This window comes from Sphaerospermopsis torques-reginae ITEP-024 (genome assembly GCF_019598945.1).
GTDB lineage: Bacteria > Cyanobacteriota > Cyanobacteriia > Cyanobacteriales > Nostocaceae > Sphaerospermopsis.
This window is the reverse complement of sequence record NZ_CP080598.1, coordinates 5,150,038-5,162,598: the sequence shown is the minus strand read 5'-3', so window position 1 is coordinate 5,162,598 and position 12,561 is coordinate 5,150,038. Positions and strand designations below refer to the sequence as shown.

Genomic DNA, 12,561 nt, shown 5'->3' with positions numbered 1-12,561 from the left:
TATCAATTACTAATTACCTTTTATTTCTTCTCAGTTGTCCACAAGCTGCGTCTGCTTCTAAACCGCGAGAATATCTGACACTTACAGCAATGTTTTGTTGTTGGAGAACATTAACAAAAGCCTGTATTCTATCGCGGTTTGGTCTTTTATAATCTACTTCCTCAATAGGGTTGTAGGGAATTAAATTCACATGACTTTGAAAACCGCGCAGACGTTTTGATAGTTCTAAAGCGTGTTCTGGTAAGTCGTTGACTCCCGCTAAAAGGATATATTCAAAAGTTACTCTGCGTCCGGTTATTTCTACATATTCTCGGCATTCTGCGAGTAAGTCTTCGATGGGGTAGGGTTTAGCACTGGGAATAATTTGTTCTCTTAATGTTTGGTTTGGTGCATGAAGACTGACAGCGAGGGTAATTTGAAAATGGTGTTCGGCTAATTGACGAATGCGATCGCGTATACCTACAGTAGAAACTGTGAGCGATCGCGCTCCTATTCCCACATCTTGATTTAAAGATTTCAACGCTAAAATTACATTTTCCGTATTCAACAACGGTTCACCCATTCCCATAAACACCACATTACTCACCCGTTGTTGAAAATCTTCCTGTACAGTTAATACTTGATCCACAATTTCTGCACGGCTAAGATTACGTTTAAAACCTCCTTTCCCCGTCGCACAAAAATCACAGGCCATTGGACAACCAACTTGAGTAGAAACACAAACCGTTAACCGCTTATCACTGGGAATACCAACAGTTTCAATAATTTCTCCATCTGCTAATTTCAACAGATATTTTACCGTATCATCAGCAGCAACAGAACGATAATGTAGAGATGAACGACCTATAGGAATATCTATAACTTTTTCTCGCCAACTTTTAGGAAATACAGAAACATCTGCTAAATTACGCACACCTTTATCATATATCCAATTATGTAGTTGTTTCCCCCGGTATCCAGGTTGTCCTTGTTCTTGAACCCAAGCGGTTAACTCAGCTACCGAAGCACCGAGAAGAGGGGAAACAAGTTCAGAGTTTGCAGTGGTAGAGTTTGTAGAGTTAATGGAATTTACGGGAGATACAACAGGTGTAGCAGACATAAAAAAAACCATAATTTGATTCTATATCTCTATCCTACACCCATGATCTCAAATTGTGTGGCTTTTCTGACTCGAATTAATAGGAATTTGAATAATAAATTCTGTACCCATTCCCGGTTCAGACACGCACTCTATTCTTCCACTATGTTTATCTACGATAATTTGATAACTAATTGATAAACCTAAACCTGTACCTTCACCAACTGATTTGGTGGTGAAAAAAGGATCAAATATTCGTTGTGTAATTTCTGGATTCATCCCCATTGCATTATCTTTAATGGAAATTTTCACCCAATCATTATTAATGATATCCGTGCTAATTGTAATTTGACTAAAATGTAATTCTCTTTCCGCTTTTGATAAACTCTGCTCATATTCATATAAAGCATCAATCGCATTACTGATAATATTCATAAACACCTGATTTAGCTGGGAAGCATAACAGCTAACTAAAGGTAACTTACCATAATCTTTAATAACTATATTTTGTGCATAACCTAACTTTTCTTTTAACCGGGGTTGCAACAGCATTAATGTACTTTCAATACCCTCATGGATATCTACAAACTTCATTTCTGATTCATCTAAACGGGAAAAATTACGTAATCCTAGAACAATATTGCGGATACGATCTGCACCTACAGACATTGAACTGAGTATTTTTGGTAAGTCTACAATCAAAAAATCTAAATCTATTTCTGCCATCTTTTGTTGCAATAAAGATGTAGGTTGGGGATACTCTTGTTGATAAAGATTGAGCAAATTTATCAAAGCTTCAATATAGCTCTTAGCATGATCAACATTACCATAGATAAAATTTACAGGATTATTAATTTCATGGGCAATACCAGCAACTAATTGTCCTAAACTAGACATTTTTTCCGTTTGAATTAGTTGCAGTTGTGTAAATTTTAATTCCCGCAGTGTTTTTTCTAAGTGCAGATTTTTTTCATTTAATTCCTGGGTTCTTTGGGCAACTTTTTCTTCTAATTTACCATAAAGTTGGGCATTTTCTAAGGAAATAGCAGCTTGGGAAGATAAGAGTTTTAATACTTTCAGTCTTTCCGGGGTAAATGCACCTACTGTTAAATCATTTTCTAAATAAATAATGCCGATAAGTTTACCTTGATTTAAAATAGGATTGCAGAGAATAGATTTAGGTTGATATTTAATAAGATAAGGATCAACAGCAAATGTTTTTTCATTAGTAGCATCATTCATCAGAATGTCTTTTTGAGTATTCAAAACATAATTGATAATGCTTAATGGTAAGTTTTGATTCTCACTTAATTTTGTAAAATCTAACTCAAGTTTTTGGTTTTCTCGATATTGTGGTACAACAAATAAGTTACCTTCTTGCTGTAAAATAAAAACAGCTTTTTTCGCTCCTGTATTTTCTACAATTACATCCAGTAAATTATGTAGTAATTTTTCTATCTTAATTTCCGAAGAAATGGCTAGAGATGCTTTAGTCACAGTTTCTAAATCTAAAATTGCTGATACACTCTTATTGCTGGAATCAGATATAAGCTTACTAATTAGATTAGGTTCTTCACTGTCTATTGCTTTTTGCTTGAGAATAGGAAGAAGTAGCTGAGGATAGGTTATTTCTAAATCTTCTACTTTAGCTTTAGCACCCCAATTAACATAACAATAATAAGCATCTATTAAGTAAGTTTGAGCAATTTTTATTTTACCAGATTCGAGATAAAATTGAGCAGCTAATTCATTAGCAATAGCTTCTTCTTGGATATATTTATTTTCCTTTGCTCCAGCAATTGCTTGATCATAAAGTTCCATCGCTTGCCAATTATTACCCAAAACTCTCGCTATTTCTGCTGCAACTAAATCATACTTGTGTTGATAATTTTGCGGTGCATGATTAGCCCAAACTTGCATTTTTTTTTGATTTTCTAAGACGGTTTTTAAATTTTCTGGTTGTTCATTTATAGATTGATAAGGGTATTCAGCCAACAAAACTAAAGAATAGTATAAAATATATTGACTAACAGTAATTTGTCCAACTACATACTGTAAATATTCTTTTCCTTGAACAGCACTTTCAAGGGATTTTTTAGTATTTTTAAATAAATAAAAAAATATGCTTTTTGCCAAAAATAATGAAAATAATGTTGTAGAAGCTTTTGTTTCTATTAACAGTGGTAATAATATAGATTCATTAAATGAACTTCCACTGAAATCTGATTTATCAATCTTGCTATCTGACAAATTAAAAACTAACTGTTTCCAGATTTGGTGAAGAAGAACAGTACCCTGTTGCTTTAACTTATACATTAAATTTATATGGGTTTCTATCTCCTGAAATATATATGCTAAGTTGTCCCCACTTAAGATCATATTGATGTTGTAGATAGCAGAAGCGTAACTCACATATTCAAAATCTCCGGTTTCTAATCCAACCTGTACAGCTTCCCGTAAACTATCTATTGTTTTGTGAATATGATTTTTCCAAAAATTAATATTAGCATTCCACATCAACAATGCTCGACACTTTATTTCCTTGGTATCTAATTTGTCTAATAAATTTAAACCCAATTTACCACAGCGATATCCAGTATCAATATCTAAGAATACTCCACATAATAATACACCATAATTCACGTACCCATGAGCAGAACTTGAACAATTACCATATTTCACAGACAAATGTATCATCGTAAAAATAATTATCGGGAATAATGCCGGATCAACAAAATAACAAGCAGCAGTCATGTTAGCTAAGATTCGCATGGCTGCAATTTTATCTGGAGCGGTCATCAATGGTAAATTGATTAAATCATCAACATTCAAATTTGCTGGCGGTTCTTTTTCTAAGTTAACTCCCAACATCTTGATGATAGTTAAACCTGTTTCAATGGCTAATTCTATTTGTACTTGAGCCATATATATTTGCATTTCTGCTTCATAAACTTTCACTTGGTCAAGTAAACTATTGGCATTGTTTTTGACTATTTTTATATAAGTTTGTGCTTGATCAAAGTTGATGTTTAAAAATTCAGCATCAACCGCTTCCACATAAAGATTTAAAGTCAGATCATACTGATGTTGCCAACTATCTATTGTTAATAAATCTAAACCAAATTTTAAATATCTCACCGCAGCTTCGTAAGCTGTAGCTAACTTGGCTTTTTTCCCAGCAATTAAATTCAGTTGAGCAAGTTCATATTTATCTGACTCATTGGTAATTAATTCAACTCCAATGTTAAGCTGATTAACTATCTCAAATATTTTTTCTTCTAGTTCCCAAGAATCAGTATTTTTTAAAATCAATTGCCCAATTTTCAAGTGTGTTGCTTGTTTCTCAGCATCAGGAATCAATAAATAAGCAGCTTGCTGTACTCTGTCATGGAGAAACTTATATTTAACTGTCAGTCTTTCCAAATTATTCAATTCTAATTCTGAACCAGATACAGAAATAATATCTATACTATCTACATAAAATTTATAACTTTCATCTTGTGGTAAAATCAAACCTTGTTTCAACGCATTCCATAAATTTGTAGCTATTTCTAATTGTGATTTTTCACAGACGATAGATAAAGTATATAAATCAAATTGATTACCTATACAAGCTGCAATTTTCAAGATGTTTTGTGTATCAATTGGTAATTTTTTGATTTGTGAACCTAAAAACTGTACAATATCATCATTCTCATATGAAGCCTTAGCTGCATAAATATCACACTGCCAATAACCAAGATTAAAATTAAAACTAATCAACCCATCTTCATACATAGATTTCATGAATTGATTAGTAAAAAATGGGTTTCCTTTGGTTTTGGTTAACAGTAATTCAGTGAGAGATTCTGCTTCAGATTCAGGGCAATATAAAGTATCTACTATTAGTTGATTTAAGTGTGATTTATCTAAAGGTTGTAGGTTTATTTGATTAACTATAACATCGGCTTTGCGAATATTATCTAAGGTAATTATTAAAGGATGTCCAGCATAGACTTCATTATCTCGATATGCTCCAATTAACAACAAATATTGAGTATCTGTTTCACTAATTAATAATTCTATTAACTTCAAAGAAGCTGCATCAGCCCATTGTAAATCATCTAAAAAAATTACTAATGGATGTTCTTTTGTGGCAAATATTTGAATAAATTTACCAAAGAGAAAATTAAAGCGATTTTGAGCAGCACTACCTGTAAGTTCTGGGATATCAGGTTGCTTACCAATAATATTTTCTAGTTCGGGAATGACATCAATAATAACTTGTCCTTGTTCTCCCAGTGCTGATAAAATAAAACTTTTCCATTCTTGTAACTTGTCGGTACTTTCGGTTAAAAGTTGCTGTAATAAACTCTGCAATGCTTTGACTAAAGCCGACAAAGGAATATTCCGTTGAAATTGGTCATATTTGCCAGAAATAAAATAACCTTTTTGACGGATAATAGGTTTATGAATTTCATTAATAACCGCAGTTTTACCAATACCAGAAAAACCAGCTACTAAGATTAATTCTTTATTGCCATTACTGATTCTTTCAAAAGACTCTAATAAACTTGAAATCTCATTTTCTCTCCCATAAATTTTATCAGAAATTATAAATCTGTCTGCTATATCTCTTTGTCCTAAATCAAAATCAGAAATTGCACCTTGATTTAATAACATTTGTTGACAGATTTCTAAATCATATCTAATTCCCCTGGCTGTTTGATATCTTTCCTCCGGGGTTTTTGCCATTAACTTGATAATCATATCTGCAACAATCTCAGGAATTTCGGGATTAATTTCCCTGGGATGCTCAGGAGTTTTCGCCAGATGACAATGCACCAACTCTAAAGGATTATTACTAATAAAAGGTAATTTTCCTGTGAGTAATTCATAAAATGTCACACCCAAAGAATAAAAATCAGTCCGGTAGTCTATCCCACGATTCATTCTTCCCGTTTGTTCTGGTGACATATAGGGAAGCGTTCCTTCTAATACATTTGGGTTTTTAATTTCAGCAACTTCTTTAGGTAAAAGACAAGAAATACTAAAATCTATTAGTTTAATTTTCTTCGTTTTTGGATGAATAATAATATTTTTTGGTTTGATATCTTTATGAATAATTTTATTTTGATATAGATATTCTAACGCATCAACAATGGCAATAGAAATATGGAAAAACCAATCTAATGTTAATGGTTGCCAATTAGCATATTGATGAAGAGATATGCCACCAATATCTTCTAAAATTAAAGCATAACTATTACCATAAGGTTCTAAAGCATAGGATTTGATAATATTCAGATGTTCTATTTGTTGGGTAATTGTGAACTGATTTTTTAAGGATATCAATTCGTACAATTGGGGATATTGTGCGTTTAAAGTTTTGATGATGACTGGATTTTGAGTCTTTTCTTGCTCACCACGATATACAGTCGTTCTAGTGCTAACATGAATGACTTCTGTGATGCGATAACCAGGAATAGTGATAGCAGAGATATTACTCTTGCTCATAACTCATTATTTGATAAAGAGGGAATAGTTAGGTTTATTTATTTAGACATCAACCAAATGCTTTAGACAACTTTTGTAGAGACGCTTCATGGAACGTCTCTAGATCATTTGTCACCAGATGTCTATTGCATCTGAAATTTATTAGCTGATAGCTGATAGCTGATAGCTGAATGATTAAAAAACATTAACCAAAGGTTGTACTATTCCAACCCCACATAAAACCCTTAGCGTCAGCAAATTCTATATAAATTCTATTTTTAGGAACACCCAAACAAGAGTTAATTTCCTGGCAAAATTCCTGACTCATAGCTAAAGTTTGTTCAGGTTTCATTGTGCCAACACTTTTAATTTCAATATAGCAAACTGGATCTGTAGTTCCTGCAAAAGTCATGGGTATTTCTGCTTCAAAAGCTGTCATCACATAAGATTCTGGTTTACCTGTATGTTTAGCTAACTTGGCTGATAAACCTTTAAGCATTGACTCAATTTGAGCTTTTTCTGGGGCAGATACAGAAGTTTGGACTTTAATTAATGGCATAATCAACAATTCAAAATTTAAAATTACAAAAAAATGAAATAATTGCCGGAATAATCTTAATGAATTTTCAAATCTTCATTAAAATTTGAGAATTGCCATCCTGAGAAGGTAGCAATGATTCTCCTAATTTTACTTTGTTTTCTGCATTCAGTGATGAGATGAACGAAACAAATGATTATGCTGTGGATGGTATAAACGAGAACGACCTGTTACTGGTAAGAGGGCAGGACTAATGATATAAAGTGTAGTCCGCAGTAATTGTTCTTCTTGGGTACATTCTGCCATTTTGTCAAGAGGAACAACCCGGATTTTTTCATCAGGCCAGCCTACACGAAAACAAATAGCCACTTGGGTTTGTGGTGGGTAATGTTCCAAGAGTTGAGCTTGGGCATTGGCAACATGACGCGCACTCAGGTATAAACACAGACTAGCTTGATGTGCAGCCAAACTAGCTAATTCCTCTCTTGCTGGTACTTCTGTGCGTCCACTGATGCGGGTGAGGATAATACTTTGTACCAAATTAGGCACTGTTAACTCTATCTTGAGTTTAGCAGCCGCAGCTTGAAAAGCACTAATACCAGGGATAACTTCAAAAGGAATATTCGCCTCAGTCAAAAGCTGCATTTGCTCATGGATAGCACTATAGAGACTAGGATCACCAGAATGAAGACGCACCACAGACTTATGCGATCGCACCGCTGTCACCATGATCGGTAAAATCTCTTCTAAAGTCTTATTCGCCGTTTTAATAATTTCCGCATCCTGACGACAGATATCTAAAATGTGTTCTGGAATTAAAGAATCAGCAAATAAAATTACATCAGCCCTAGAGAGGAGTTTTTGCGCCTTAACCGTTAATAAATCTGGATCTCCCGGACCTGCTCCCACAATATACACTGCTGATTCTAAGGAATTAATCAAACTTGCATCACTCATATTATTAGTACATTCACTTATAGAAATCTACACAACTATTCCCCAAAAAATTTTTTTGGCATTTCTTGACTACCCTTCCGGATCAACGCCCCTGGCCTAGTAGAGAGATATGGTAGATGCACCCTGGTTAAGCCCTAGAGAAAACTCTGGGGCATTTTTTATTTTTGGGCAGGAGTCAGGAGTCAGGAGAATTTTAGATTTTAGATTTTAGATTTTAGATTTGATTCATGAAATACAATCCAAAATCCAAAATCCAAAATCCAAAATCCAAAATAGAATCACCAATCACCAGTCACCGTTAGAAGAAGAAACCACATCAGGTAAAGGGCGTTTGAATAAATAAAGCCAAGCTAAACCAGCTAATCCTAAAGAAATTCCCGTTAAACTAACTATTTGTGCAATTCTCAAAGGTCCTAGCATCAAGCTATCTGTGCGTAAGCCTTCAATCCAAAATCGTCCTAAGCTATAGGCTACCCAGTAAACTAAGAATAACGTCCCTACCTTTAGGCGAGGCTTGCCAGATAAAGCGCGAAAAAATAAAGTTAGCAGCAGGGCAAAAACCATTAAATTCCACAGAGATTCATAGAGAAAAGTGGGATGGAAATATTCAAAATTAACCAAACCGGGAGGACGACGATCCAAGGGAATATACAGCTTCCAGGGTAAATCAGTTGGTCTGCCAAAAGCCTCAGAATTGAAAAAATTACCCCAACGTCCGATCGCTTGCCCTAAAATCAGCGAAGGAGCTACTAAATCTGCTAATTGCCAAAAAGATATCTTTTTCAGTTTGGCAAAGATTAACGCCGCTATGACACCACCAATAATTGCTCCATGAATGGCAATACCTCCTTGCCAAATAGCTATAATCCTCTCTGGATGCTGGGAATATTCTGACCATTGAAATAAAACATAATATAGCCTAGCTGCGGGAATAGCCCCAATTACCAGCCAAATCGACAAATCACTGATTAACTCAGGATTAACATGACGACGCTTTGCCACATATTGCGAAAGGCTAACGCCAATTAACACGGCTGAGGCAATCAACAAGCCATACCAGCGGATAACCACTGGACCGAGTTCAAATATAATTGGTCCTGGAGAAGTAAATTGAAATCCCAAGAGCAAAGCAGAAAAATCTATTGTCATGCAGAATTACCTAACAGATTTGATTGACTACTGCTATTTTCTCGACCTAAACATCATAAGCTGGAAATGAAAACAGGAGGCAGGGGATTGGTGATTGGTGATTGGTGATTGGTGATTGGTGACTGGGGAAGAAAATTTTAGATTTTAGATTTTAGATTTTAGATTTTAGCTTGGAGTTAACAAACACAATCCAAAATCCAAAATCCAAAATCCAAAATTAATAACTCCTGCCCCCTGCCTCCTGTATGTCGCTATAATTACCTAAAGCTGTTTAATTTATATAAATGATTGCTATCTATCCGGGGAGTTTTGACCCTATTACATTGGGACACCTTGATATCATTCAGCGCGGTAGTCGCCTGTTTGATGGGGTAATAGTGGCTGTATTGCGAAATCCTAACAAAATACCACTTTTTCCGGTGCAACAACGGTTAGAACAAATTCGTCAGGCTACAAAACATTTACCGAATGTGGAGGTAGACAGTTTTGATGGACTTACCGTTAACTATGCCCAAATGCGACAAGCACAAGTTTTGTTACGTGGTTTACGAGCAGTTTCCGATTTTGAGATTGAGCTACAAATGGCTCACACTAATAAAACACTTTCCACTCAGATGGAAACAGTTTTTCTGGCCACCTCAAACGAGTATAGTTTTTTAAGTAGTAGTGTGGTAAAAGAGATTGCAAAGTTTGGTGGCTCTGTCGATCATCTTGTTCCCCCACACATTGCCCTGGATATATACCAATGCTACAACCAAAACTCTCCAAACCTGAACCCAACCACAACGGAAAAAATGTCCCACCTCAAGAAAACCCCATTGGACAAGGAGGTGTAGATATTCTCCAAGAACTTAACCGTTTAGAGGATATGATTCTTGCTGGTTTGCAAATTCCTCTGACTGGACGCACGCTGATAGATGAAGACAAGGTTCTAGAACAGCTTGATTTTGTGCGTGTTTCTTTACCGTCGGTGTTTCAGGAAGCAGCAGAACTCCTTCAAAACAAGGAGGAAATCATGCTGGAAGCGGAGGAGTACGGACAGCAGGTGGTAGAAGCAGCACAGGCTAAAAGAGCGCAAATTCTGGCTGATAGCGATATTATCAGACAAGCAGAAAGGGAAACTGAACAACTGCGTCGAAAAGTACAGCAAGAGTGTGACGCAATGATGCAAGATACTCTGGCAGAAATTGAGCGCAAAAAACGTGCTTGTATGCAAGAGTTAGAGGAAATGCGCCAAAATGCGATCGCTCAAGCTCAAGAAATTGAAGATGGTGCTGATCAATATGCCGATAATGTTCTAGAAAATATCGAACAGGATCTTCAGGAAATGTTACGAATTATTACTAATGGTAGATTACAATTGCGAGGAGAAATACCTAAGCAACGTAATTCGACCTATCCTAAGAAAAAATAATTTGTTCAATACCCAATATAGATCGTATCCGATTCCCAACTTTACCCAGAATCACTGTTGATCATCCTGTATATTTTTGCATGGGTTTTACAGTTCGACGCTGTTACTTTAGACTGTATTAAAAGTACCGTAAGCAAGTACATCTAAAATATGAAATCTAAGGGTTTTAACATCTCTCGTTTATCTTTAGGAAGCAGTTTGACTGCTTTGTTAGTTATTGCTGGTAGTTCAACATTGCTACCCAGTCAGGTAAACGCTGGTTCTGCTCAAAGTTTGATTGCCCAAATTCCTGCCAGTGCTACAGTCATTTATGTTAATCCGGTAACTGGTCAAGATCTTGCCGGTGCTGGTGTGAGCGCAGCAACACCTTACAAAACCATTACCTTTGCTCTTTCCCAAGCGCAAGCAAACACAGTGATTCAACTTGCTCCTGGTAACTATAGTAAGGACACTGGGGAAAGTTTTCCTTTAATACTCAAACCAGGAGTGACACTTATAGGTAATGAATCTGCCAAAGGTCAAGGAACAATAATTACAGGTGGTGGGTTTTACACCAGTCGTACTTTTGCTAGACAGGATGTCACAATCCTCGCAGAAAATAATACCACTATTGCTGGCTTAACTGTGACTAATCCCAATCAACGAGGTACTGCTGTTTGGGTAGAATCAAGCAATCCCACTATCAAAAACAATACTTTTACCAACAGTGTCAGAGAAGGGGTTTTTGTTACAGGTACAGGAAATCCCAAAATTGAAAATAACATCTTTTTCAAAAATGGAGGTAATGGGATTTCTTTAGCCCGTTCTGCTCAAGGTGAAATTAGAAATAACACCTTTGAAGATACTGGTTTTGGTTTGGCTATTGGTGGAAATTCTACACCTTTGGTAGAAGGAAACCAAATTATTAAAAACCAAGATGGTCTGTTTATCTCTGAATCTGCCAAACCCATACTGCGTAAGAATTTTATTCAGAACAATAAGCGGGATGGTATTGTTGCCACTATCAATGCTCTTCCTAACCTTGGTACTAATGACAGTCCTGGTGGTAATCTGATTCGGAATAACACGCGTCACGACTTAAATAATTCCACTAGAGGTAATCGCATTGTTGCTATTGGCAATGATATTGATCAAAAACGCATTACGGGCGCAGTAGATTTTGTAGCTGCAACTGTTACTCCCCCCAGTGGTGGTACTGGTAGTACAGGTGCTACAGCATTTAAAGATGTGCCAACAGGTTATTGGGCAAAAGCTTATATTGAAGCTTTAGCTGCCCAAAATATTATTGCAGGTTTTCCCGATGGCACTTTTAAACCTAATGAACCTGTCACTCGCGCCCAATTTGCGACTATTATCAATAAAGCTTTGACACCTCCTGTTAAACGTCCAGCTATTCAGTTTAAGGATGTGCAAAGCAATTTTTGGGCTTATAATGCAATTCAAGCTGCGTACCAAAGTCAATTTGTAGCAGGGTATCCTGATGGAACTTTTAAACCACAGCAACAAATTCCTAGAGTTCAGGCTTTAGTGGCTTTAGCCAACGGGTTGAATTTCACTGCTAACAATAACAATATTGTCAGCGTTTATACTGATGCTGCTCAAATTCCCAATTATGCCATTGGACCTGTAGCTGCTGCTACTGTGAGACAATTAGTAGTGAATTATCCGACGGTGCAACAACTTGATCCTAATCGTCAGGCAACTAGGGCGGAAATTGCTGCTTTTGTTTATCAATCACTTGTGGCTATTGGTAGGGCGCAACCAATTTCTTCTGCTTATTTGGTGACAGCACAGTAACTTCAACAAATTCAATCAAACCCAATACCCAGATCCTTGACTTTTCCAAGAAGTCAGGGATCTGTCTCAGAGGATGTTTGAAAAGTCCAACTTGGGTGATTAGAAATCACATCTACACAGACAAAACCTGCCTACGCAGGTTTGAAATCCCTA

8 protein-coding genes are annotated in these 12,561 nt (G+C 36.0%); 3 read left to right on the top strand and 5 right to left on the bottom strand.

Features of this window, described 5'->3' with window-relative positions; all coding sequences use genetic code 11:
• Positions 1-13: 13 nt before the first annotated feature.
• The 5 genes from rlmN to lgt all read right to left on the bottom strand — a co-directional run bounded on the left by rlmN (position 14) and on the right by lgt (position 9,197).
• Positions 14-1,099, bottom strand: a complete 1,086-nt coding sequence (gene rlmN, locus K2F26_RS24025) for a dual-specificity RNA methyltransferase RlmN (RefSeq protein WP_220609790.1) — start codon at positions 1,097-1,099, stop codon at positions 14-16.
• A 48-nt stretch (positions 1,100-1,147) separates the two neighbouring features.
• Positions 1,148-6,574: a trifunctional serine/threonine-protein kinase/ATP-binding protein/sensor histidine kinase gene (locus K2F26_RS24020; RefSeq protein WP_220609789.1), complete on the bottom strand. Its 5,427-nt coding sequence runs from the start codon at positions 6,572-6,574 to the stop codon at positions 1,148-1,150.
• A gap of 184 nt (positions 6,575-6,758) precedes the next feature.
• Positions 6,759-7,112 carry a phenylpyruvate tautomerase MIF-related protein gene (locus tag K2F26_RS24015; RefSeq protein WP_220609788.1) on the bottom strand — a complete coding sequence of 118 codons (354 nt, stop codon included), beginning with the start codon at positions 7,110-7,112 and terminating at the stop codon, positions 6,759-6,761.
• Between the two features lie 147 nt (positions 7,113-7,259).
• Complete coding sequence (gene cobM, locus K2F26_RS24010) at positions 7,260-8,048, bottom strand: precorrin-4 C(11)-methyltransferase (protein WP_220609787.1); 789 nt, start codon at positions 8,046-8,048, stop codon at positions 7,260-7,262.
• Between the two features lie 285 nt (positions 8,049-8,333).
• Positions 8,334-9,197 carry a prolipoprotein diacylglyceryl transferase gene (lgt, locus tag K2F26_RS24005; protein WP_220609786.1) on the bottom strand — a complete coding sequence of 288 codons (864 nt, stop codon included), beginning with the start codon at positions 9,195-9,197 and terminating at the stop codon, positions 8,334-8,336.
• 284 nt (positions 9,198-9,481) lie between these two features.
• On the opposite strand from lgt, the gene coaD reads away from it, so the two are divergent.
• The 3 genes from coaD to K2F26_RS23990 all read left to right on the top strand — a co-directional run bounded on the left by coaD (position 9,482) and on the right by K2F26_RS23990 (position 12,408).
• A complete protein-coding gene (gene coaD, locus K2F26_RS24000; protein WP_220609785.1) occupies positions 9,482-10,033 on the top strand; it encodes a pantetheine-phosphate adenylyltransferase in 552 nt (183 codons plus the stop codon).
• On the top strand, positions 9,943-10,611 hold the full coding sequence (locus K2F26_RS23995) for an ATP synthase subunit B family protein (RefSeq protein ID WP_220609784.1): 669 nt from the start codon (positions 9,943-9,945) through the stop codon (positions 10,609-10,611). Before coaD ends, K2F26_RS23995 begins: the two co-directional genes overlap by 91 nt.
• A 150-nt stretch (positions 10,612-10,761) precedes the next feature.
• Positions 10,762-12,408 carry a DUF1565 domain-containing protein gene (locus K2F26_RS23990; protein ID WP_220609783.1) on the top strand — a complete coding sequence of 549 codons (1,647 nt, stop codon included), beginning with the start codon at positions 10,762-10,764 and terminating at the stop codon, positions 12,406-12,408.
• Positions 12,409-12,561 lie beyond the last annotated feature (153 nt).